At 66.8% G+C, this 23458-nt stretch carries 19 protein-coding genes and 4 tRNA genes; 14 read left to right on the top strand and 9 right to left on the bottom strand.

Annotated features, from left to right (window positions below):
* The first annotated feature begins 72 nt into the window (after positions 1–72).
* Positions 73–1938: a 1-deoxy-D-xylulose-5-phosphate synthase gene (dxs, locus tag HMPREF3174_RS01515; protein ID WP_070445093.1), complete on the top strand. Its 1866-nt coding sequence runs from the start codon at positions 73–75 to the stop codon at positions 1936–1938.
* Here the strand turns inward: dxs and HMPREF3174_RS01510 are convergent.
* The 6 genes from HMPREF3174_RS01510 to HMPREF3174_RS01485 form a co-directional block, all read right to left on the bottom strand.
* Positions 1935–3134, bottom strand: coding sequence for an HRDC domain-containing protein (locus HMPREF3174_RS01510; protein WP_070447508.1), 1200 nt, complete (start codon positions 3132–3134; stop codon positions 1935–1937). The genes dxs and HMPREF3174_RS01510 overlap by 4 nt on opposite strands.
* Positions 3131–3709, bottom strand: coding sequence for a DUF3000 domain-containing protein (locus tag HMPREF3174_RS01505; RefSeq protein WP_062612357.1), 579 nt, complete (start codon positions 3707–3709; stop codon positions 3131–3133). The genes HMPREF3174_RS01510 and HMPREF3174_RS01505 overlap by 4 nt, the downstream gene beginning before the upstream one ends.
* Positions 3710–3772: 63 nt before the next feature.
* Positions 3773–5497 carry a malto-oligosyltrehalose trehalohydrolase gene (gene treZ / locus HMPREF3174_RS01500; RefSeq protein ID WP_070447505.1) on the bottom strand — a complete coding sequence of 575 codons (1725 nt, stop codon included), beginning with the start codon at positions 5495–5497 and terminating at the stop codon, positions 3773–3775.
* On the bottom strand, positions 5490–7997 hold the full coding sequence (gene treY, locus HMPREF3174_RS01495) for a malto-oligosyltrehalose synthase (protein ID WP_070447502.1): 2508 nt from the start codon (positions 7995–7997) through the stop codon (positions 5490–5492). The genes treZ and treY overlap by 8 nt, the downstream gene beginning before the upstream one ends.
* A 68-nt stretch (positions 7998–8065) precedes the next feature.
* Positions 8066–10303 carry a glycogen debranching protein GlgX gene (gene glgX / locus HMPREF3174_RS01490; RefSeq protein ID WP_082661068.1) on the bottom strand — a complete coding sequence of 746 codons (2238 nt, stop codon included), beginning with the start codon at positions 10301–10303 and terminating at the stop codon, positions 8066–8068.
* Positions 10304–10459: 156 nt separating this feature from the next.
* Positions 10460–10534, bottom strand: a tRNA-Val gene (locus HMPREF3174_RS01485).
* A 158-nt stretch (positions 10535–10692) separates the two neighbouring features.
* On the opposite strand from HMPREF3174_RS01485, the gene HMPREF3174_RS01480 reads away from it, so the two are divergent.
* From HMPREF3174_RS01480 to HMPREF3174_RS01470, 3 genes are all read left to right on the top strand, one after another.
* A tRNA-Gly gene (locus HMPREF3174_RS01480) sits at positions 10693–10765 on the top strand.
* Positions 10766–10800: 35 nt separating this feature from the next.
* Positions 10801–10871: transfer RNA gene (locus HMPREF3174_RS01475), tRNA-Cys, on the top strand.
* An 8-nt stretch (positions 10872–10879) separates the two neighbouring features.
* A tRNA-Val gene (locus tag HMPREF3174_RS01470) sits at positions 10880–10956 on the top strand.
* 292 nt (positions 10957–11248) lie between these two features.
* Here the strand turns inward: HMPREF3174_RS01470 and HMPREF3174_RS09340 are convergent.
* Complete coding sequence (locus HMPREF3174_RS09340; protein WP_160326856.1) at positions 11249–11425, bottom strand: hypothetical protein; 177 nt, start codon at positions 11423–11425, stop codon at positions 11249–11251.
* Positions 11426–12676, bottom strand: coding sequence for a PspC domain-containing protein (locus HMPREF3174_RS01465; RefSeq protein WP_070447499.1), 1251 nt, complete (start codon positions 12674–12676; stop codon positions 11426–11428).
* 134 nt (positions 12677–12810) lie between these two features.
* On the opposite strand from HMPREF3174_RS01465, the gene HMPREF3174_RS01460 reads away from it, so the two are divergent.
* Together HMPREF3174_RS01460 and HMPREF3174_RS01455 are read left to right on the top strand one after the other, a co-directional pair.
* On the top strand, positions 12811–13974 hold the full coding sequence (locus tag HMPREF3174_RS01460; RefSeq protein ID WP_070447496.1) for an ATP-binding protein: 1164 nt from the start codon (positions 12811–12813) through the stop codon (positions 13972–13974).
* Entirely contained in the window at positions 13971–14612 is a 642-nt protein-coding gene (locus HMPREF3174_RS01455; RefSeq protein ID WP_062612365.1) for a response regulator, read from the top strand. The genes HMPREF3174_RS01460 and HMPREF3174_RS01455 overlap by 4 nt, the downstream gene beginning before the upstream one ends.
* A 7-nt stretch (positions 14613–14619) precedes the next feature.
* Here HMPREF3174_RS01455 and HMPREF3174_RS01450 read toward each other — a convergent pair whose 3' ends face one another.
* Positions 14620–15987 (bottom strand): L-serine ammonia-lyase, encoded by a 1368-nt coding sequence (locus tag HMPREF3174_RS01450; protein ID WP_070447493.1) that lies wholly within the window; start codon positions 15985–15987, stop codon positions 14620–14622.
* A 119-nt stretch (positions 15988–16106) separates the two neighbouring features.
* Between HMPREF3174_RS01450 and thrS the strand changes: the two genes are divergently transcribed.
* Genes thrS through ruvC form a run of 8 tightly spaced genes read left to right on the top strand, consistent with a single transcriptional unit; the run spans position 16107 to position 23379 of the window.
* Positions 16107–18122 carry a threonine--tRNA ligase gene (gene thrS / locus HMPREF3174_RS01445; RefSeq protein WP_371258049.1) on the top strand — a complete coding sequence of 672 codons (2016 nt, stop codon included), beginning with the start codon at positions 16107–16109 and terminating at the stop codon, positions 18120–18122.
* Positions 18123–18131: 9 nt separating this feature from the next.
* Positions 18132–18758 (top strand): phosphatidylinositol phosphate synthase, encoded by a 627-nt coding sequence (gene pgsA, locus HMPREF3174_RS01440; protein WP_068538334.1) that lies wholly within the window; start codon positions 18132–18134, stop codon positions 18756–18758.
* A complete protein-coding gene (locus tag HMPREF3174_RS01435) occupies positions 18755–19714 on the top strand; it encodes a phosphatidylinositol mannoside acyltransferase (protein WP_068538333.1) in 960 nt (319 codons plus the stop codon). The genes pgsA and HMPREF3174_RS01435 overlap by 4 nt, the downstream gene beginning before the upstream one ends.
* Positions 19711–20835: a glycosyltransferase family 4 protein gene (locus HMPREF3174_RS01430; RefSeq protein ID WP_068538332.1), complete on the top strand. Its 1125-nt coding sequence runs from the start codon at positions 19711–19713 to the stop codon at positions 20833–20835. The genes HMPREF3174_RS01435 and HMPREF3174_RS01430 overlap by 4 nt, the downstream gene beginning before the upstream one ends.
* A complete protein-coding gene (locus tag HMPREF3174_RS01425; protein WP_070447490.1) occupies positions 20832–21416 on the top strand; it encodes a hypothetical protein in 585 nt (194 codons plus the stop codon). Before HMPREF3174_RS01430 ends, HMPREF3174_RS01425 begins: the two co-directional genes overlap by 4 nt.
* Positions 21417–21420: 4 nt before the next feature.
* Entirely contained in the window at positions 21421–21957 is a 537-nt protein-coding gene (locus tag HMPREF3174_RS01420; RefSeq protein WP_244899202.1) for an NUDIX hydrolase, read from the top strand.
* A gap of 52 nt (positions 21958–22009) precedes the next feature.
* Positions 22010–22768, top strand: coding sequence for a YebC/PmpR family DNA-binding transcriptional regulator (locus HMPREF3174_RS01415; protein WP_062612380.1), 759 nt, complete (start codon positions 22010–22012; stop codon positions 22766–22768).
* A gap of 2 nt (positions 22769–22770) precedes the next feature.
* Positions 22771–23379: a crossover junction endodeoxyribonuclease RuvC gene (gene ruvC, locus HMPREF3174_RS01410; protein ID WP_062612383.1), complete on the top strand. Its 609-nt coding sequence runs from the start codon at positions 22771–22773 to the stop codon at positions 23377–23379.
* Positions 23380–23458: the final 79 nt, after the last annotated feature.

The raw sequence follows: 23458 nt of genomic DNA, 5'->3' as shown, positions 1-23458 counted from the left end.
TGTGGCTCTTGCGCGAAGGAGACGATGGGCAGGTGCAGTGGTAATCTCTATGGGTAGTTCAAAGGAGACCCGGTGATTCTTGATTCGATTACATGCCCCGCGGACCTCGCCTCGCTGAAGAAGAAGGAGCTGGACAAGCTCGCGGCGGAGATCCGCCGCTTCCTCGTGGTCAACGTGGCGAAGACCGGCGGGCACCTCGGCCCCAACCTCGGGGTTGTTGAGCTCACGATCGCCCTCCACCGGGTCTTCGATTCCCCGCGCGACGTGCTCGTGTGGGATACCGGCCACCAGGCCTACGTGCACAAGATCTTAACCGGGCGCAAGGACTTCGATCGCCTGCGCCACGAGGGCGGGCTCTCGGGCTATCCGAGCAGAGCGGAGTCCGAGCACGACGTCGTCGAAAACTCCCACGCCTCCACCGCCCTGTCGTGGGCGGACGGGATCTCGCGCGGCATGCAGATGTCGGGCAAGGATCACCACGTGGTGGCGATCATCGGTGATGGCGCGATGACGGGCGGCATGGCCTGGGAGGCTCTCAATAATATCGCGGAGGACCCGGAGCGCCCCGTCGTTATCGTGCTCAACGACAACGGGCGTTCGTACGCGCCCACCGTGGGCGGGATCGTCCGCCGCTTTGACCCGGTGCGCAAGCTGGACGCCGTGCGAGTCAACCGCGATTATGAAAACTTCCTCGACTGGGGCAAGCGCACGCTCCAGGACGGCGGCCTGCCGGGCAAGCTCACGTACGACACGCTGCGCGGGATCAAGAAGGGCATGAAGGAGATCTTCTTCGACGCCGGCATTTTCGACTCCTTGGGGCTCAAGTACATCGGCCCTGTCGACGGCCACGACATCGTCAGCCTGGAAGAGGCGCTACGGATGGCGCGCGACTTCGGTGGGCCAGTGGTGGTCCACGCGATGACCGAGAAGGGCCGCGGTTACAAGCCTGCGGAGGAGAACAAGGCCGACCGCTTCCACGCCGTGGGCAAGATCCACCCCGAAACCGGCCTGCCGATGGAACCCTCCCGCTTCGGCTGGACCTCGATCTTCGCCGAGGAAATCCTTCAGATCGCGCGTAAGGACGCCGCGATCGTGGGCGTCACCGCCGCAATGCTCCAGCCCGTGGGCCTGTCGCTCATGAAGGAGGAGTTCCCGCGCCGCGTCATCGACGTCGGCATTGCCGAGCAGCACGCCGTGACCATGGCGGCGGGTCTGGCGAAGGCCGGCTTCCATCCCGTCGTGGCGCTCTACGCCACGTTCTTGAACCGCGGCTTCGACCAGCTGCTCATGGACGTTGCCCTCCATGGTGCGCCCGTCACCATCTGCCTCGACCGTGCGGGCGTGACTGGCGACGACGGCGCCTCCCACAACGGCATGTGGGATCTGTCGATGGCGGCGATGATCCCGAACCTGGCGGTGGCCACCCCGCGCGACGAGCCGCGCATGCGCGAGCTCCTCCACGAGGCCACCGCCATCGAGGCGCCCACGATCGTGCGCTACCCGAAGGGGTCGGTGCCGCCCGAGCTGCCGATCACTCGCAAGCAGGGTAGCCTCGATGTGCTGTTCGAGCGCGAGGCCAATGGCAAACCGCTGGTCTTCGTAGGGATCGGCCCCCTGGCCCACACCATGGTCGAGGCCGCGGAGCAAATGGACGAGTCCCTCATCGTGGTCGACCCGCGCTGGGTGCTCCCCACGAACCCCGACCTCGTCGAACTCGTGGCAAGCTCGGCGGGAGCGGTGGTGCTCGAAGATGGGCTCATCGACGGGGGAGTGGGAGACGAGTTACGCTCCGCGCTGGCCCGCGCCGGATCGGACGTGCCCGTGCGCAACCTCGGCGTCCACAAGGCATTCCTCTCTCACGCCTCGCGCTCGACGATCCTTCACCGGGAGGGCATGGACGCAGCCGCTGTCATCGCGGCCGCCGCCAGCCTGCGCTAGCCTCGCACGGCGTCGTCGATGCGGCGCGCCGTGAGCTCGATCTGCCAGGGGCGCGCGCCGTCCTCGGCCAGGTGCGCTTCAAGTTCGGTGAGGGAGTCCCACCCGTTCCATGCCACGAGTTTCTGCGTGCGCGGCTTGAGCACCACTTCCTGGCGGATGCCCAGTTCTTCGGCGATCTCGAGGACCGTGGGGCGCAGGCGTGCCCACCTCTCCGCTGCCTCGGGGCGCTTGCGCCCCCACTCGTTCGTGGGCGGAAACGGGTCGCGCTGCTCGCTGAACCTGCGTTCGGGCAGCATGCGCTCGTCGAGGTGCCAGGCGATGTCGATGGCGTGCCACCACGTGTCAGCATCCTGCTTGCGGGCGCCCTTGCGAAGAAGGGAAGACGTGGCGACGTCGGCGCGCGAGCGCGGTTTGCGCTTGGCGAGCTCGGCCAGCACGGCATTGGGCAGCACCTTGTGGGGCGCGAGGTCGCGGCGCTTGGCCAGATCGTCGCGGGCGTTCCACAGCTCGCGCAACATGGCGAGGGCGCGCTGGTCGCGGATCCCGGCCTGGCGCGACGAGCGGCGCCACGGTTGCTGATGCGGCGGGGCGGGCTTGCGCAAGCGCACCTCTTCGCACTCCTGCGCAAACCACTCGAAGCGGCCCAGCTCCTTGAGCTCGGCTGTCATGACCTCCCGTAGCTCGCCCAGTAGCTCCACGTCGAGCGCGGCGTAGGTGAGCATCGGCAGGGGAAGGGGGCGCTGGGCCCAATCCGAGCGCGAATACTCCTTCGCCAGCGTCCAGCCGAGCGCCCGCTCACACACGGCCTGCAGGGAGATCTTCTCGTATCCGAGAAGGAGCGCCGCGACCTCCGTGTCGAACACTGACGTGGGGCGCAACCCGAGCTCGGCCATGCACACGAGGTCCTGGTGAGCGGCGTGGAGGATCCACGCCTCGTTCATGATCTTCTTCAGCCCGTCCAGGCGGTCCTCGATGCCCACCGGGTCGATGAGCACCGTGCCCGCACCTTCGCGGCGGATCTGGATGAGGTAGGCGCGCGAGGAATAGTGCATCTCGTTGGCGCGCTCTGTGTCCACGCCGAAAGGCCCAGTTCCGGCGGCAAGGCGGGCGACGGCGTCGTCGATGTCATCGTGCGTGACGGGCGGCAGACCCTCACGCGGCTTATCGAGCAGGCGGGCGGGTTCGGGCAGGGTCAAATCTTATCCACCTTACGGATGCTTCGCACTGCCTCACTCGGGCCGAGGCCCGCCATCGAGGCCGCGAAATCGGCCCACGCGTGCAGGTGCTCCGTGAGGTAGACGGTCTGCGGGGTCCACGAGGCGCGAAGCTCCAGTTCCACGCGCGAGGAATTGATGTAGAGCCCGCCAAACGTTTCGTTGAACACGCGGGTGACCGTGCCGTTGAGACTGTGGTAGGAGGCGCCGGCGCCATCGAGCGCGTCGACCAGCCACGACCACGCCACCTCGCCTAGCAGCGGATCGTCACCCATCGTGGCGTCCATCGGCGCCTGGGCGTGCATGACCACCCGGAACGTGCCGTTCCAAGCCGGCTGGCCCGCCGGGTCGTGCAACACCACGAACTTGGCCGAGCCGCGCAGGAAATCCGGATCGAGATTCGGCGAATCGTTCACCTCGGCCTGCAAGGCCACCGCCCACGGCGCGATCCGCGTGGGGCCCGGAATCTGGGCAACGTGGATCTCGGGACGAAACTGCTGGCCCTTAAGGGACTCGAGAGCAGTCACAAACTCCGAAGGCGGCTGTTGATTGGTCACATTAAGACTGTAGCGGCGCGCGGGCGCGCTGTGGCCGCGGCGCGCCGTTGGAGCCCGCCCATCTTAGCGAAAGACCGCCACTCCGGGCCCCTCGAAGCGCACCTGCCCCTCCTCAATCGCCGTGGCGTCCCACGCGAGCACGAGCTCCCCGCCCGGGGCTGCTAGGCTCCGCGGTCCGTCCGCGATGGAGAAGACCACGGTGGTCCCGCCCCGCCGCATCCAGCCCGCCTCGCCGTCCAGGTCGAACTCGGTGCGCAAGCGGTCGCCCGAGGCGATGTCCGGATCCTGGCGCAGCGCGATGAGGGCGCGGGTGAACTCGAGTAGGCGGCGGTGACCCGCGTCCTCCGCCTCAGACCAGTCGAGCTTGGACTCCAGGAAGGCCTGCTCGGACTGCGGGTCCGGCATTGCCACCTCCTCATCTCCGTAGACGGAGGTCATGTCCCACGAGGAGAATTCCGCTTCGCGCCCGGCCTTGATGAGCGGGCCGAGCTCGGGGCCGTGGTCCGTGAAGTAGTTAAACGGGCGGGCCGTGCCCCACTCCTCGCCCATGAACAGCATGGGGGTGTAGTGGGAGAGCAGGATGAGCGCGCGCGACACGGCGAGCGCGCCGGGGGAGAGCGAGCGGGCGGGTCGGTCGGAGATGAGGCGGTTGCCCACTTGGTCGTGGTTCTCGTCGAAGACGATGAAGTGGTGGCCGCTCACGCCTTCGGGGATCGGCTTACCGCGCGGGGCCGGCTCGAACCGCAGTTCCTGGCCCACCCTGACGAAGCCGTGGCGGAAGGCTTGGCGCATCGCGGCCGGGTGCTTGTAGTCGGCGTAGTAGGCGTTCGCCTCGCCGGTCAGCCACACGTGCAAGGCGTGGTGGACGTCGTCAGCCCACTGCATGTCCATCCCGAACCCGCCCTCGCAGGTGGGAGCCACCATCGCCGGGTCGTTGAGGTCCGACTCCGCCGTGAGGGTCAGGCGCCGGCCGAGCGCGCGCCCGAGCTGCGCCACCTCGTCCGAGAGCTGGGCGAGGAAGTGGTAGTCCGAATCGTCGCGCAGGTGGGGGACGGCGTCGAGGCGGAGAGCATCGAAGTGGTAGTCGCGCAGCCACTGGAGGGCGTTGTCGATGAGGTAGCGGCGCACGTGCTCCGCCCCCTCGGAATCGAGGTTGAGCGCCTCGCCCCACGGCGTGTGGTGGCGGCTGGTGAAGTACGGGCCGAACTGGGCCAGGTAGTTCCCGTCGGGCCCAAAGTGGTTGTAGACCACGTCCAGGCACGCCGACATCCCACGGGCGTGGATCGCGTCCACGAGCGCCGCCAGGTCCTCAGGGCGGCCGTAGGGGCGATGGATGGCGTAGATCGACACACCGTCGTACCCCCAGCCGCGCGTTCCCGGCATGGGCGCGATCGGCATGAGCTCGACGACGTTGACCCCCAGCTCGCGCAAGTAGTCCAGCTTCTCGATCGCTGCAAGGAACGTGCCCTCCTCGGTGAACGTGCCCACGTGCAACTCGTAGAAGACCTTGCCGGCGAGCTCCTCGCCGTGCCAGTCGGTGTCCGTCCAGGTGAACGACGCCAGGTCCACCAGTTCGCTCGGACCGTGCGGCCCCTCGGGCTGGCACATCGAGCGCGGATCCGGCAGGGCCATCCCGCCGTCGACTCGCAGCTGGTAGCGCGTGCCGGTGGGCAGCTCGTCGGACAGGGCAAAGTGGCCATCGGCCGTGGGCTGCAAGGCGAGCTCGCGGCCCTCGATGATCGCGGTAACGGACCCGGCGCTGGGCGCCCACACAGAAATCTTAGGCATCAATCTTCTCCAAAACGGCGGCGGGGAATCGGCCGAGGACCTCGGCGAGGTCGCGGGTGCCACCCTCGACCTCGGCGCCCGTCAGTACGTTGAGCCAGGATCCCTCGGGCAGGACCACGGTGTACTCGCCGGCAAACTCGGGCACGTGGCGCATCGCCACCGTGGCCAGGATCGCCTGATCGGCGCGGGTGCGGGCGAAGGCGAGCGCGTAGCCGGTGGACACGGGCAGTGCCTGGTAGCCGCACTCGGCCGACGCGAGCTCGGGCAGCTCCCGGCGCAGGCGCGCAAGCCGCGAAGTAAACCACAGCTTCTCCTGATCCAGGCTTGGGGAGGAGGGAAGGCCATCGCGGTCGAGCTTGGCAAGCATCTTGGCAAGCCCTGTGAAGTCCACTGGGCGGCGGTTGTCCGGATCCACCAGCGAGGTCTGGGTGACCTCCTCGCCGTTGTAGGTGTCCGGCACGCCAATCGCCGTCATTTGAATCGCTTTCTGGCTGAGGATCATCGTGCGGGTCGCGGCCCGGGTCAGCTCGTGGAAGTCGGCGAGAAGGGCCAGGGCGTCGTCGTCGGACAGGATCGCGCTCGCGTAATCGAGCATGCCCTGCTCACCGGCCTCGTTCTGCTCGGTCCACGTGGTCCACGACTTTTGCTCGCGGGCGGCCTTGAGCAGGTAGTCCTCGAGCCGACGTTGCTCGATCGGGCCGCCGTCCCACGTGCCGATCAGCGTCTGCCACAGGAGGTTTTCCATCTGCCCGTCGAGGTCGGCGGGGCGCTCGTCGGCCACGAGGTCGCGCGCCTGGGTGAGCGTCGCGATCCACTCCTGCGCATACTGGGAGATAGGCGCGATCCGTGCGCGCACGTCCTCGCACCTCTTCGTGTCGTGGGTGGAGAGCGTGGACATCGTTACCGGCCAGGTCAGGTGCGTGCGGGTCTGGAAGTCGTGGAACTGGTCCGGGGTGGTGGTGAAGTGGCTCGGGCCCCCGCCCACCTCGTTCGCGCTGGTCAGCGCGGTGTACCGGTAGAACGTGGTGTCCTCGACTCCCTTGGCCATGACGGCGCCGCACACCTGCTGGAAGCGCACGATCACCTCGTTGCGCCGTGATTCGTGCGTGCGCCCGGCCGATCCAATCTCGTTGCCGAGCAGGATATCGATGACGACGTCCAGGCTCTCCTGCCGATCCGCGTCGAGGTTGCGGGCGGCGCGCTCGGCGGCCGCGCGCAGCACGCGCTCGTCTTCCGGGTCGGGGCGCTCGCCTGGCACCACGTAGGCGCGGTAGCGGTCCATGTGGACCACGAGCTCGACCACGACGTCGCGCAGAGAGCGGAACGTGTGGTCGCGCAGCCGGACGTCGGAATGGCAGATGGCCGCCAGCAGGCTGGCCAGCCGGTCCACTTCGGCAAAGAGCGAGGTGGCCACGATCTGCCGCTTGGCCTTGACCTCCACGGTGGCCACCGAGTCTGTGGAGCCCGACATCTCTCCGTACAGCTGGGTGAGGGCCGGAAGGCCCTCCGGGGCGGTGAAAAGGCCTTGCAGGCGCTGCAGCGTGTCGTAGCCCGTGGTGCCGGCCGCCGGCCAATCGGTGGGCAGGGTCTCCTCGCCCTCCAAGATCTTCTCCGCCACCGACCAGGCACCGCCCGAGGCCTCGTGCAAGTTGCGGAAATAGCCGCGGGGGTCCGCCAGCCCGTCGGGGTGGTCGATGCGGAAGGCATCGATCAAGCCCTCCTCGAACAACTCGATGAGCAGCGCGTGGGACTGGCGGAAAACTCCCTCGTCCTCCACGCGGATCGCCGCGAGTGTGTCCACGTCGAAGAAGCGCCGGTAGTTGATCTCTTCGTTCGCCACCCGCCAGTGAGCCAGCCGGTAGTACTGGGCGTCGAGCAACTCCGCGAGCGGCAATGCCTCCGTGCCCCGGCGCACGGGGAACACGTGGTCGTAGTAGCACACCACCTGGGTGGGCCCATCCTCCTCGAAGCCGGGTACCACCATCTTCTCGATCGTGATCTCGCCGGTGGCGAGCACCTTGCCGATCCTGTCACCCAGCACCGGCATGAGTAGCCCGTCCCCCGAATCGGACAGCGAAATGTCAAACCACGCGCGGTAGGGCGAATCCTCCCCATCCCGCAGGGCCGACCACAGCGCCCGGTTGCGATACAGGGGCGTGGGCACCGCCATGTGGTTCGGCACGATGTCGACGATGAGGTGCATGCCGGTGTCGTGAATCGCCCTCGACACGCTCCGGAACGCCTCGATGCCGCCGAGGTCGGCGGAGATGCGCTCGTGGTCGACGACGTCGTAGCCGTGCATCGAACCCGGCGCCGCCTGAAGGATGGGGGAGAAGAACACGTCCGTGATCCCGAGGCTGGCAAGGTAGGGCACGATGGCCTCAACCGCGGCGAAATCGAAGTCGGGGCTGACCTGGATGCGGTAGCTCGTCACCGGCTGGTGGCGGCCCTTGGACGGGACATGAGAATGGTGGCGGACGACGACATCTTCAACAGGCATAAAACTCCTTGGTGGCGAAATATTGGGCAAGCCCCCGCAGCGCCGCTGACAGCCGGCGGGGGCTCGCATCACTTATGCGGTGCCAACACGTGCTCACGCACGGCGGTATCGGACACGGTTCCCACCGCCGGGCCGGCCTCCGAGCTGGCGGCGTTGAGGGAGGTGCGCAGGTCGCTATCCATGAGCCCGCGCTCGGTGGCATTGTGGCGCACGAGGATCGTGATCGACCTCGCTGTCACAGGGAAGACATCCCCGCCACCCAAGACGGCGCCGAGCGTGGCGTCGTCGTCGGTAGACAAAATCACCGTCCACGTGGTGTCCGTGTCGGTGCCGGGGATCGTGAAGTCCAGATCTTCTTCGGAGGCGTTGTAGGCCAGCAGGAAATCGTCGTCGATCACGCGCTCGCCGCGCGCGTTCGGCTCCGCGATACGCTCGCCGTTCAGGTACACCATGACCGAGCGCGCAAACCACGTGTCCCAGTCCTCGTCCTCCATGAGCTCGCCATTGTTCGCGAACCACATGATGTCCCCGCGCTCCGACTCGCCGCCGCGGCCGGCGTCGCCCATAAAGAAACGACGCCGCCTGAACACCGGGTGGTCGTGGCGCAACCTGATGACCTGTTGTACAAAGGCGTGCATGTCGAGTTGGGCCTCGTCCAGGTCCCAGTTCACCCACGCCAGCTCGTTGTCCTGGCAGTACGTGTTGTTGTTGCCCTCCTGCGTGCGGCACAGCTCATCGCCGTGGGAGATCATCGGCACGCCCTGGGAGGTGAGCAGGGTGGTGAAGAAGTTCTTCATCTGCCGTGTGCGCAGCTTGAGGACCTCCGGGTCGTCCGTGGGGCCCTCGGCTCCCATGTTCCACGACTTATTGTTTGACGAGCCGTCCGCCCCGCCCTCGCCGTTTGCCTCATTGTGCTTCTCGTTATAGGAGACGAGGTCGGCAAGCGTGAAGCCGTCGTGGGCCGTGATGAAGTTGATCGAGGCGAACGGGCGGCGCCCCGAATGTTCGTACAGGTCCGACGAACCCGTCAGGCGCGAGGCGAACTCGGACAGCACGGAGGGCTCCCCGCGCCAAAAATCGCGCATCGTGTCACGATAATCGCCATTCCACTCGGTCCACAGCGGCGGGAACTCGCCCACGTTGTACCCGCCCTCGCCCACGTCCCACGGCTCGGCAATGAGCTTGACCTGGGAGATGATCGGGTCTTGCTGGATAATGTCAAAGAAGGCCGACAGTTTGTCCACCGCGTGCAACTCACGGGCAAGCGTGGAGGCCAAGTCGAAACGGAAGCCGTCCACATGCATGTCCACCACCCAGTAGCGCAGCGAATCCATGATGAGCTGCAACGAGTGCGGGGAGGACATGTTGAGTGAATTGCCCGTGCCCGTGGTGTCGAAGTAGTGGGCCAGGTCGCCGTCGACCAACCGGTAGTAGGCGCGGTTGTCAATGCCGCGGAAGGACAGGGTGGGGCCCATGTGGTTGCCCTCGGCCGTGTGGTTGTAGACCACGTCGAGGATCACCTCGATGTCGGCGTCATGGTAGGCCTTGACCATCGCCTTAAACTCCTCCACCTGCGAGCCCACCTCGCCCGAGGAGGAGTAGGTGTTTTGTGGGGCGAAGAAGCCGATCGTGTTGTATCCCCAGTAGTTGGACAGGCCCTTGTCCTGCAACGAGGTGTCATTGACGAACTGGTGGACCGGCATGAGCTCAACCGCGGTCACCCCCAGCTCCTTGAGGTACTGGACCATCGCCGGGTGAGCCATACCCATGTACGTGCCGCGCAGCTCTTCGGGGATATCCGGGTGGATCGCCGTCATGCCCTTGAGGTGGGCCTCGTAAATCACCGTGTTGTGGTACTCGTGCTTAGGCGGGCGGTCATGGCCCCAGTCGAAGAAGGGGTTGACCACCACCGACAGCATCGTGTGCCCGAGGGAGTCCACCTCGGCACGCTTATCTGGATCATTGAAGTCGTAGGAGAAGTTTGCCTGGTGGTTATCCACTTGGCCCTCGATCGCCTTCGCGTACGGGTCGAGGAGGATCTTCGACGGATCGCAACGGTGGCCGTTTTCCGGCTCGAAGGGGCCGTGGACCCGGAACCCGTAGCGCTGGCCGGGCCGGATGCCGGGCAGGTAGCAGTGCCAGACGTGGGCGTCGACCTCGCGTAGCTCCACGCGCGATTCGCCCCCCGAATCGTCGATGAGGCACAGCTCGATCTTGTCTGCCACGGAGGAGAAGATCGCGAAGTTCGTTCCGGTGCCATCGAAAGTGGCGCCGAGCGGATAGGGTTTTCCAGGCCAAATTTCCATAACATATAGACTCTCACGTCTGGCACTGCTTTGGGTAAAGATGAGGCCAGAGGCGAAAAAGCGCAAGTCGTTCGCGCGATGGTGCAGGTGCGCACGGCTTGACGCCATGGGGTTTTATACAGGGAAGGTGCGGCACGTATGGCCGCTGAGGATAGATGGTGGGCGATACTGGGATCGAACCAGTGACCCCTTCCGTGTGAAGGAAGTGCGCTACCGCTGCGCTAATCGCCCTAGGATCAGGTGATCTCTGCTCAAAGACAGTAGCTGACAATCGAGGGTAGAAGCAAACGCAATCGGCGTAGCGCACGTCACGTTATCCGGATTAGACACCGGTCGAAGATTATGGCTATATTAATCAGGCAGTCAGCGAGACGCGATCGAGCTGATATGCGGATGTAGCTCAGCTGGTAGAGCACCACCTTGCCAAGGTGGGGGTCGCGGGTTCGAATCCCGTCATCCGCTCGAAGGCCAAGTAATGTAGGATTACTTAACCACTTGGTGGGTTGGCCGAGAGGCGAGGCAGCGGCCTGCAAAGCCGTATACACGGGTTCGAATCCCGTACCCACCTCTCAATCAGGGCGATTGGCGCAGTTGGTTAGCGCGCTTCCTCGACACGGAAGAGGTCACTGGTTCGAATCCAGTATCGCCCACCACGTCCCCAGCACGCTGGGGATTTTTTCATGCCCGCTGCACGTTGGCGGCGAGGAGCACCTGGCTTTCCCACGGCGTTGTGGCTGGCCCGGCCGTCGTCGTGAGGAAGCCCGGCCGTCGTCGCGGGGCCGCTCGCAAACGCGACACTAAACCGCAAGATGCGGCACTAATTTACCGTGAATTAGTGCCGCATCTTGCGGTTTTGTATAGCATCTGCGCAGAGGAGGGCAGGGCGCAGGTGGGCCCGGCGGGCAGGGCGGGGCGCGGGTGCGCCCGCCGCGGTGCGTGTGGGTGCTAGTCTTCGGCGGGCTCCACTCGCCGGAAGGCGCTCATAGCAAGCAGCGCGGAGACCGTGAAGAGCATGATGACGACGACGATCCGGACGTCAACCACCGCGCCCGCGGCGCGCGCGATGCCGGTCGAGGCGAGGATGAGGGAAAGTGAGCCGAAGATGGCGGTGCTGATACGCATTTAATTTCCTTTCGGGAGTGAGCTGAGATAGAGGGATCCGTAGGAGAAGTTGATGGTGGCCGTAGTGACGGCATCGGGGTTGGTGATGGCGGCGGGGGAGTAGATGCGCACGCTCTCCCCGGCCCCGAGGTGGACGTTGCTCCACCATCTCTCGTCCGGGTTGTCGCCCGTGTCGTAGACGGGTTCGGTCCAGGTTTCGCCGGCGACGTCGACCCGCCAGGGTTCCCAACCGTTGAGGGCGACGTCGGCCACGCCGTAGACGTCTTCGTTGCGGGTGACTTCGATAATGATTGGGTCTGATTCTCTGAAGAGGTAGGGGGCGTCGGCGAGGATGAAGGCGTCGACGTTGTAGTCGCGCAGCTGGCCGGGATCGCTGTTGACCCCGGAGTGGGACACGGACAGCAGTGAGGGCCGCTCGCTCGAGCCGAAGGAGACGAGCTCGAGGTTCGGCGCGGTCACCATGGATGTGGGCATGATGAGGGCGATCGCGAGCGCGGCCGACGCCGGCAGGGCCAGGAACCAGGCGAGCGCGGTGAGCCATGTGGCTCGCAGGCCGCGCACTCCGGCGTACATGACGCCGATGGCGACGATACCAAGGCCCACGCTGAGCGTCATGAGGATCGCGGCGACCTTGCCCGGCACGGCGAGCAGGGCGATCGCGCTGCCGATAAAGGCGATGGCGACGACGACCGAGATGGCCTGTCCGCCAAGTGCCGGCTTTTTGGGCTTGGGCTCCTTGAGCGGCCGCACCGGGTGAGCGGGCGCGGGGAATTCTGAGCCCGGCCCGTACGGCGCGGACCCGAACTGGGCGGCATCGTACACGCCACGCGGCGTGCTTCGCCGCCCGTTGCGCCAGAGCACGAAGAGCACAGAGACGAGGATCACCAGTACGCCCATCAACGCCAGGCCGGGGGCCCGGTTGAGCGCGAAGTCGGCCCAGACGGCGACGAATGGCACGAAGACCACCGCGCCCACCAGGATGAGGATGATGGAGGCCGCAAACGCGGAGTCAGGATTGCGCAGCGCGCCTTCGGCCACGATCTCCTCCGTGGCGTAGGAGGGAATGAGGAGCCAGCCGAGCCCATAGAGGAGGAAGCCGATTCCGCCGACGATGGCGAGCGCAACGAAGGCCAGGCGGACCAGCACGGCGGAGATGCCCCAGCGGTGGGCGAGGCCGGCACAGACGCCGCCAGCGAGTGCGTCAGGCGTGCGGCGCAGGGGCCGGGAGCGAAGGGAGTCGTAAAGTTTCATGTCTTCATTCTTCGCTATCGACGGGCCCGAATCGGCCCTGAACACCCCTGAAAGAACCCTGATCCTTCCCCGAAAACCCCTGATTTCGGCCGTTCGTGGTTGGGTTCGGGGCCGCGGGGTGAGACGATCGAGGCATGGAAGACTATGCAGATCTCTTGGCGCCGTGGGCCACCGCGCGCCCGGCCCTTGAGCGGCGGGAGCCCAAGATCCTGGCCGGCGTGTGCCAGGGACTCGCCCAGCACCTTGGCGGGTCGGTGCGCATGTGGCGGTTGGCCTTCCTTCTGCTGTGCTGGACCGTGGTGCCCGTGGTTGTCTACGCGGTGCTCGCGCTCACGCTGTCGCGCGAGGGGGCCGACGTCTCCACGCGCCGGCTCGTCAAGCCGCTCGCGTCCGGCGAGGACTCCCGGCCCACCACCGCCGTGGCACTCGGCGCGATGGGCGTCATCATCCTGCTCGTGATCGTCGGATACTTCCCGGGCGCGCTCGCCGTGCTTCCGCTCGCACTCATCCTCGCCGGCGGCGCGATCGCCTGGTCCGTCCAGGGCCGTTGGGCCAGCCTCGCGCTCGGAGTCGGCCTGCTGGTTGCAACGATGGGCGCGGTCGTCGTCGTGGAGAACGTGGTCGACAGCGCCGACGCCACCACCGCATTCCTTACGGGCTTCGCCGCGCTCGCCGTGGGCGCCTTCGTCCTCTACCCCTCCCAGATGCGCTCGCGCATGCACGCCCGCGAGCAAGACGCCCAGCTCGTCCGGGAGGAAACCCGCGCCGACATCGCTGCCCACCTGCACGACTCCGTCCTCCAGACCCTCGCCCTCATCCGCTCGCGTGCCGACGACGCCGACGCCGTCCGTGTCCTCGCTCGCCAGCAGGAGGCTGAGTTGCGCGACTACCTCTATTCAGACCGGCGTGATGACACGTCGGTAGCCACTGTCCTCACCCGGCGTGCGCGGGAGGTGGAGGCGACGTACGGCGCGCAGGTCGACGTCGTGATTACGGGGGATATGGAGGTGACGGCGCGGACGCAGGCCCTCATCGACGCCGCCGGTGAGGCCCTGACGAACGCGTGCAAGCACGGAGGTAGCCCCATCTCGATGTACGCCGAGCTGGGGGACGGCGGGGATGTGTGGGTGCGCGACCGCGGTGAGGGCTTCGACGTGGGTAGCATTGGTGAGGACCGGCGCGGGGTGCTCCACTCGATCTACGGGCGCATGGAACGCGCGGGCGGGCGCGCGAACATCCGCTCCCCGCTACCGACGGGCGGCACCGAGGTCCACATGAGCGTGGAGGAGGAACAATGAAAGTCATCGTGGTCGACGATCACGCCCTGGTCCGCGCGGGCATCATCGCCCAGATCGACGGGCAGGGCGTTCAGGTGGTAGGCCAGGCGGCGAGCGTGGACGAGGCGATCGATGTGATCCGGGCCGTGGACTGTGACGTCGTCCTGCTCGACGTCCACCTGCCCGGCGGCGCGGGCGGAGGCGGCGCGGAAGTCATCCGGGCTTTCGCCGGCGAAGGCGGCCCGCGCTTCCTTGCCCTTTCGGTGTCGGACGCGGCTGAAGACGTTGTGTCCGTCGTGCGCTCGGGTGCGCGCGGCTACGTCACCAAGTCCATCAACAGGGACGAGCTCATCGAGGCGCTCGAACGGGTGGTAGCCGGCGACGCCGCCTTCTCACCCAAGCTTGCGGGCTTCGTCCTTGACGCCTTCGGCACGTCGCGCAGCGCCGTGGCCGAGCGTGACGAGGAGCTCGACCGGCTCTCGGCGCGCGAGCAGGACGTCATGCGGCTCATCGCCCGCGGCTACACCTACAAGGAGACCGCCTCCGAGCTGTTCATCTCGGTCAAGACCGTGGAGACCCACGTGTCGGCCTGCCTGCGCAAGCTTCAGCTTTCCAACCGCAAGGAACTCTCGCGCTGGGCGGCGGCCCGGGGTATCTAGTCGCCCGTCAGCACTCGATGACGTTGACGCCCACGTGCACCGCGAGCCCGCCGAGTGCCGTCTCCTTATATTTGGCCTGCATGTCCTTGCCCGTCTCGCGCATGGTGGCGATGACGGAGTCGAGGGAGACGAGGTGCGAGCCGTCTCCGCGCAGGGCGGTGCGGGCGGCGGCCACGGCCTTGATTGCGGCGATGGCGTTGCGCTCGATGCAGGGGATTTGCACCAGGCCACCCACCGGGTCGCAGGTGAGACCGAGGTTGTGTTCCATCGCGATCTCGGCGGCGTTTTCCACCTGGCGGGGACTGCCACCGAGCACGGCGGCGAGGCCCGCGGCGGCCATCGAGCACGCCGATCCGACCTCACCCTGGCAGCCGACTTCGGCGCCCGAGATGGAGGCGGTGGTCTTGAAGATCATGCCGATCGCGCCGGCGGTGAGGAGGAAGGTCTCCACCGCATGGGCGTCGAGCCCGATGAAGTCACGGCAGTAGTGCATGACGGCCGGGATGATCCCGGCGGCGCCGTTCGTGGGCGCGGTGACCACACGGCCGCCCCCGGCGTTCTCCTCGTTGACTGCCAGCGCGTAGAGCCCGATCCAATCCATGGCCCGAAGCGGGTCGAGGGCATCGGATTCGGCGAGGAGGGCGGTGTGGAGCTTCGGGGCGCGGCGCAACACCTGGAGGCCACCGGGGAGCACACCTTCGTGACCGAGCCCGGTGGCAACGCACCCCTGCATGACCTCCCAGATGGCGGCCAGCCCGCTCGCGATCTCCGCCGTGGTGTGCAAAGCGAGTTCGTTGGTGCGCGCAACTTCGGCGATCGACATGCCGGTGCGATCGCAGATGAGGAGCAGCTCGTCGGCCGTGCGGAAGGGGTGGGGGAGGTCGGCGGTGGGGATGATGGCCATGTCGGCGTCCTCCTCGCACACCACGAAGCCGCCGCCCACGGAATAATAGGTGCGCTCAAACACGAGCTCCTCGCCGCTCCATGCGCTCATCGTCATAGCGTTGGGGTGCCCGGGAAGCTCGGTACGGCCGATGAGCTCGATGTCGGTGGCCGGGTCAAAGTCGATGGTGACCTGCCCGTCCGCCGTGGCGAGCGGAAGGCGACGATCGGTGCGGACCTTCCCCACGGCGTCGCCGACCCGCTCAGGCTGCACGCGCGCCGGTTCAAAGCCCATGAGGCCGAGGATGACAGCCTTGTCGGTGCCATGCCCGATCCCGGTGGCGCCCAGCGAGCCGTAGAGCCGCACCCGCACGCGGTGAACCGTGCCGGGCAGGTGGCCGGCAAACATGTGGGCGGCCGTCATCGGCCCCGACGTATGCGAGGACGACGGGCCGATCCCGATCTTGAACAGGTCAAACACGCTTAAGCTCATGGGACGATAGTAACGGTATGCAGGGCTTCACATGAAGGTGAGAAAAGGCCCGCTCACGTGGCGGGGTATGATGGCGACGTGCGTACCTTGTCTGTGCGTACCGGATGAGAGGAGCCAGGGTGCCCAACCTAGTAATTGACGGCGACTCGCTGCAGATCAGCGAGTCCGTGAGCGGCATTGACCACTTCAAGGACAGCAAGGAGATCGTCGCGCTTCGCGTGGACGGCGAGCTGAAGGACCTGGCCACGGACCTGGCCACGTTGCCCGACGGCGCCACTGTCGAAGGAGTCACGATCCACGAGCAGGACGGCCTGAACATCCTGCGCCACTCGGCCACCCACGTGCTCGCCCAGGCGGTCCAGAACAAGTTCCCGTCCGTCAACCTCGGCATCGGCCCGTTCATCACCGACGGCTTCTACTACGACTTTGGCAACATCCCCGCCGTCACCCCCGAGCTCCTCAAAGAGCTGGAGAAGGACATGGCGCGGATCGTGAAGGAGGGCCAGCGTTTCGTGCGTCGCCCGATTTCCGACGACGCCGCCGCGGCCGAGCTCGCCGACCAGCCCTACAAGCTCGAGCTCATCTCCCTCAAGGGCGGCTCCGACGCCGATAACGACCAGGCGGCCGAGGGGGCCTCGGTGGAGGTCGGCGGGGGAGAGCTGACGATGTACGACAACGTCAACCGCCGTGGGGAGACCGTCTGGACCGACCTGTGCCGCGGCCCGCACCTGCCGAACACGAAGCTCATCGGCAACGGGTTTTCCCTCACCCGCTCCTCGGCCGCCTACTGGCGCGGGGACCAGGCCAAAGACTCCCTCCAGCGCATCTACGGTACCGCGTGGCCGAGCAAGGACGAGCTGCTCGCCTACAAGACACGGATCGAGGAGGCGCAAAAGCGAGACCACCGCAAGCTCGGCAACGAGCTCGACCTCTTCTCTTTCCCTGACGAGATCGGCTCCGGCCTGGCAGTCTTCCACCCCAAGGGCGGCATCATCCGCATGGTGATGGAGGAATACTCCCGCAAGCGCCACCTGGAGGCCGGCTACTCCTTCGTTAACACCCCGCACATCACCAAGGGCAACCTCTTCCAGATCTCGGGCCACCTGGATTTCTACCGCGACGGCATGTACCCGCCCATGCATATGGACGAGGTGGTCGACGCCGAGGGCAATGTGGTCAAGGAAGGCCAGGACTACTACCTCAAGCCGATGAACTGCCCGATGCACAACTTGATCTTCCGCTCCCGCGGGCGCTCCTACCGCGAGCTGCCGCTGCGCCTGTTCGAGTTCGGCACGGTCTACCGTAACGAGGCCTCCGGCGTCATCCACGGCCTGACCCGCGCTCGCGGCTTCACCCAGGACGACGCCCACATCTACTGCACCCGGGAGCAGATGAAGGAGGAGCTGACCGCGCTGCTCGACTTCGTGCTGTCGCTACTCAAGGACTACGGCCTGGACGACTTCTACCTCGAGCTGTCTACCAAGGATCCGAAGAAGTACGTAGGTGATGACGAGGTGTGGGAGGAATCCACGCGCGTGCTCGAGGAGGTGGCCACCGCCTCCGGCCTGGAGCTGGTGCCGGATCCGGAGGGCGCCGCCTTCTACGGGCCGAAGATCTCGGTTCAGGCCAAGGACGCACTCGGGCGCACCTGGCAGATGTCCACCATTCAGCTCGACTTCAACCTGCCCGAGCGCTTCGAGCTCGAATACACCGCACCCGACGGCTCGCGCCAGCGCCCGGTGATGATCCACCGCGCGCTCTTCGGCTCGATCGAGCGCTTCTTCGGCGTGCTGACTGAGCACTACGCGGGGGCCTTCCCGGCGTGGCTCGCGCCGGTGCAGGTGCGCTGCGTGCCGGTGGCCGAGGCCTTCGACAACTACCTGTTCGAGGTGGCGGACAAGCTGCGGGCGCGGGGCGTGCGCGTGGAGGTCGACACCTCCGATGACCGCTTCGGCAAGAAGATCCGCAACGCCTCGAAGGACAAGATCCCCTTCACGCTTATCGCTGGTGGCGACGACGCGGCGGCCGGCGCGGTCTCCTTCCGCATGCGCGACGGCTCGCAGGACAACGGCATTGCCGTGGACGAGGCGATCGAGCGCATCTGCGCGGCCATCGACAACCATGAGAACCAGTAGGGAGTAGCCATGCTGTCTCGCAGCGGCCGGCCGCTGGCCAAGGTCATCTTCGGCCCTATCGCCAAGGCCCTGGTCCGGATGGGGGTCACCCCCAACGCCGTCACGATTGTGGGCGGGGTGGCCTCCTCGGCCGCCGCGCTGGTCCTCTTCCCGCTTGGCTACCTGCTGGTGGGTGCGCTTGTGGTGACCATTCTCGTCATCTTCGACAACCTCGATGGTCAGATGGCGCGCATGACGAGCAAGAGTACGAAGTTCGGGGCCTTCCTCGATTCGACCATGGACCGCTTCGCGGACGGGGCGATCTTCGCCGCGCTCGCCATGTGGGGCTACCTCCAAGCCGACGAGCCGACGAAGGCCTGGGTGGTGTCGGGAGCGATCGCGGCCGCCGTCGTCGGCGGAATCGTTCCGTATGCCCGGGCGCGCGCCGAGGGCGTGGGCTATTCGGCGTCGGTGGGGCTGGCCGAGCGGGCCGACCGCCTGGTGTTCGCCCTCATCCTCGTGCTCGCCACCGGGTTTGGAGCCACGCACTGGGTGATGGCGATCGGTCTGTGGGTGCTCGCGGTGCTTGCCCTGTTCACGGTGGGGCAGCGGATCGTCTACGTCTACAAGCAGATGGCACAGGCTGGTGACGCGTGAATATCCTGCGCGTATTTGCGGCCGCCTCGTGGCTGGTGAAGACGCTGCCTGAGCCGGTGGGCCGGGCGATCTTCCGGGCCGTTGGTACGGTCACGGGCGCGTCGAACATGCGCGGGGCCGTCCAGCTGCGGGCGAACCTTGAACGGATTGTGCCCGCGGCCGGCTCGTGGCGGGCGCGGCGGCGCAGCGCGAAGGCGATGCGCTCGTACATGGACTACTACTATGAGATGTTCCGGCTGAGCTCGCTCACCCCCGACCAGATCGACGCACGCGTGAGCTGTGAGAACGTCGAGGCGTTCCGGGAGCACCTGGCGGCGGGGAGGTCCGCGTCGGCGGCGCTGTTGCACATCGGCAACTGGGACCTGGCAGGGGCCTGGGCCACGAAGCACCTCGCGCCGGTGCACTCGATTGCAGAGAAGCTCAATCCGCCCGAACTCGCGGACCAGTTCCTCGATTTCCGCCGCTCGATCGGGTTGACCATCTACCAGACCGGCGGCGGGGCGATTGCGAGCCTCGAGCGCTCGATGCGCGAGGAGTCGGTGATCGTCACGCTCCTGTGCGACCGCGACCTGTCGGCCTCCGGTGTTCAGGTGAATCTGACGGGCAAGCCGGTGCGCGTGGCGGTCGGCTCGGCCCTGCTTGCCCAGCGCACGGGAGAGCCCATGTGGCCGATCACCATCGTCACCGACGATTTCGGCCACGACGCCGAACGGGTGCGCCGCTCCGGGAGCCGCTACGGTATCAAGATCATCTTCGGCGAGCCGATCAGCGCCGGCGTCGGCCCGGAGGCGAGCGCGGAGGAGCGCGAGGCCGACATCTTGCGGATGAACCAGGAGTGGCTGGACCAGGTGGGGCCGTTGCTTGCCAGGCACGTGACGGATTGGCATATGCTTCAAAAGGTATTCGTCGAGGACCTGGACCCCGAGCGGCTGGCCAGGGCGAAGGAAACCACATGAAGATAGGAATTGCCTGCGGGTATTCGTGGGACGTGCACGGGGGCGTGCAATATCACATCCGCGATCTTGCCAAGGAGCTCATCGTGCGCGGACACGAGGTGTCGGTCATTGCACCGGCGGAGAACACGCCTGCGGAGGAGTTCGTGTGCCCCGTCGGCGCGGCGATCCCGGTCCGCTACAACGGCTCGGTGGCCCGCCTCAGCTTCGGGCCGCGGGTGAACCGCGAGGTGCGTAAGTGGCTCAAGCAGGGCGACTTCGACGTGCTCCACGTGCACGAGCCCTTCACCCCGTCGGTATCGATGCTGGCGCTCATGAGCGCCGAGTGTCCGGTGGTCTCCACCTTCCACACGGCGATGGACCACTCGCGCATGCTGACGCTCGCTTCCCCGTTCCTCGTGCCAATCCTGGATAAGATCCAGGCGCGCATCGCGGTGTCAGAGGAGGCCCGGCGCACGGCCGTCCAGCATCTGGGCGGGGACGCCTGGGTGATCCCCAACGGCGTGTTCGTCTCCGACCTGCAGATCGACGGTCCTGACCCGCGCTTCACCGGCACGCCCGAGGCGCCCACGCTGGCCTTCCTTGGCCGGCTGGACGAGCCGCGCAAGGGCCTGCCCGTGGTCGCCGAGGCCTTTGACCAGATCCGCGCGGCGCATCCCGGCGTGCGGATGCTCGTGGCGGGCAAGGGCGATGAGGATGAGGCCCGGCGCATGTTCGGCGCCGACGCGCAGGCCGTGGAATTCTTGGGCCCGGTCTCCGATGAGGACAAGGCGCTCTTGCTCGGCAGCGCGGATGCCTATCTTGCGCCCAACACGGGCGGGGAGTCGTTCGGCATCATCCTAGTGGAGGCGATGAGCGCGGGCGCGTTCGTCGTCGCCTCCGACATCCCGGCCTTCCGCGCGGTGTTATCGGATGGGGAGTTTGGCGTGCACTTCCGCAACGAGGATCCGGGCGACCTGGCACGCGTGGTCAACGGGGCGCTCGCCGATCGGCCGATGCGCGAGCGGGTGGCCACGCTCGCCTCCGAGGCCGCCTGGCGCTACGACTGGGGGACCGTGGCCTCCCACATTCTGTCCGTCTACGAGACAGCGATCCGCACGGCAAGGATCGAGGTGGAGCCGTGATCTGGAAGACCGTCCTCCTCGTGATCCTTGGCCTCCTTATCCTCTCCGTCATCGCGGCGACCCTCTATGCCCGCTCGCTCGACCGCGTCCACAAGAACGTCATGAAGTCGCGCGTGGCCCTCGAGCGCGCGTTGGCCGACCGGGCCCAGGCCGCCCTTCGCGTGGCGCGCTCGGGCGTACTCGACGTGGCAAGCTCGATCGTACTGGCCGACCTCGCCACCGAGGCGATCGAGGCCGCCGCCTACCCGATTGTCGACGACGGCCTGGACGCCATCGACATCGACGACGAGGGGCGCGCGCTCACCGGGCGCGCGGGCGAGACGCCGGACCGCCTCAGCCTCGAATCGGAGCTCAGCCGTGCACTGCGCCACTCGGTGGACCAGTTGGATTCCGCCCCGCCGGAGCTGGAGGGCCTGGAGCGCGCCCGGATCGCGGTGCAGATGACGCGCCGCTTCCACAACAACCACGTTGCCCAGGCGCGCCGGGTGCGGCGTAACGCCTTCGTGCGCCTGCTCCACCTGCACGGCCGGGCGCCCGAGCCGCAGATGGTCAACCTTGACGACCGGCTCGACCGTGAGTGAGACCGTGAGCGAGTGGCCACTCGACGCCGACGGCTTCCCGCACCGCAGCGCGGGCCGCTGCGTCGTGTTCAACACGCGCGGCCAGATCCTCATGATCCTCGGCCACGACATCGACCGGCCCGACTACCGCTGGTGGTTCACGCCCGGGGGTGGGCTGATGGAAGGTGAGTCGCCGGCTGAGGGCGCGGCGCGCGAGCTCACGGAGGAAACCGGGCTGAGCGTGGAGCCGGGGCGGCTGGAAGGGCCCGTGCTCGACCGTCGTTCGACCTTCCGCTTCTACTACGTCACGCGCAAACAGGACGAGCTCTTTTTCCTCCTGCACGTGAACGAAGCCGAGGAGGCGCGGATCGACTCTCGGGCCGGCGCGCGCCTGACCGAGCAGGAGTTGGAACTATTGGACGACATGCGCTGGTGGGACCTCGATGAGCTCGCCGCGGCGGAGGAGTCCGGGGAGCTTGTTTTCCCCGTCGGGCTCGTCCAGATGGCCCGACGGTGGCGCTCGGGCTGGGACGGCGAGCTCATCCACGCCGTTGAAGAATAGACGCGCGGGCGTTGTACAATGACCTGCGTACGTGAGTCGAAAGGAAGAATACGTGTCAGGACATTCCAAGTGGGCAACCACGAAGCACAAGAAGGCCGCGATCGATGCTAAACGCGGCAAGCTGTTCGCACGCCTCGTGAAGAACATCGAAGTCGCGGCGCGCTCGGGCGGCGGCGACCCCGATGGTAACCCCACCCTGTACGACGCCATTCAAAAGGCCAAGAAGAACTCCGTGCCGGCCGATAACATCAACCGCGCCGTCAAGCGCGGCTCGGGCGAGGGCGGGGACGCCGTCAACTACGAGTCAATCATGTACGAAGGCTACGGCCCCGGCGGTGTGGCGATCCTGCTTGAGTGCCTCACAGATAACCGCAACCGTGCGGCGTCCGACGTGCGCGTGGCGCTGACCCGCAACGGCGGCACGCTGGCCGACCCGGGCTCGGTTGCCTACATGTTCTCCCGCAAGGGTGTTGTTGAGGTGCCGGCCGAGGGCAACGACGAGGACGAGCTGCTCATGGCCGTTCTCGACGCGGGCGCCGAGGAAATCACCAACTACGGGGAAACCTTCGAGATCCTGTCCGAACCGAACGACGTGGTTGAGGTGCGCAAGGCCCTGCAGGGCGCGGGCGTGGACTACAACTCGGCCGAAGTGCAGTTCGTGCCCTCGATGAAGGTGGGCGTGGACCTGGACACGGCGCGCAAGGTCATGAAGCTCATTGACGCGATCGATGACCTCGACGACATCCAGAACGTCTACTCCAACGTCGACATCTCGCCCGAGATCGCGGCGCAGCTGGAGGAAGAGGACTAAGAGTGCGTGTCCTGGGCGTTGATCCCGGCATGACGCGCTGCGGGATCGGCGTGGTCGATGCGCGGGGGAGGCAGGTGACAATCGTCGCTGTCGACGTCGCCCACACCAAGCCCGAAATAGCGCCCCACCAGCGCCTGCTCATGATCTCGAATGCTATCGAGGAGGCAATCCGGCTCTACCGGCCGGAGGTGGTGGCGATCGAGCGGGTCTTCGCCCAGGAGAACGTGCGCTCCGTGACCGGCACGGCCCAGGTGGCAGGGATCGCGATGCTAGCGGCGGCGAAGGCATCGTTGCCGCTCGGAATGCACACCCCGTCGGAGGTTAAGGCCGCCGTGACGGGCAACGGCCGGGCCGAGAAGGCCCAGGTCCAGCTCATGGTCCAGCGGATCCTGCGCCTCGATGCCCCGCCGCGCCCGAAGGACGCCGCGGATGCGCTCGCCGTGGCGATTTGTCATGCCTGGCGTGGAGGAGCCACCCACCCGGACCGCTCCCAGCACGGCGGCGCCGGCATGTTGCCGCGCGTCGAGGGCAACGACCTCACCCCGGCTCAGCGGATGTGGGCCAACGCCGAACGACTATCGCGTAGGCACGGCGCCGTCGAGCCCAAGTAGCTGACCTGCCACGGCGCCCCTGTCGACACGGCCAATCACGAACGGCTATAATCAAACATATGTTCGAATCGGAGGGTAC

This window comes from Trueperella sp. HMSC08H06 (assembly GCF_001808465.1).
GTDB lineage: Bacteria > Actinomycetota > Actinomycetes > Actinomycetales > Actinomycetaceae > Trueperella > Trueperella bernardiae.
Note: the sequence above shows the minus strand (reverse complement) of the source record. Positions and strands in the feature narration are given on the sequence as shown.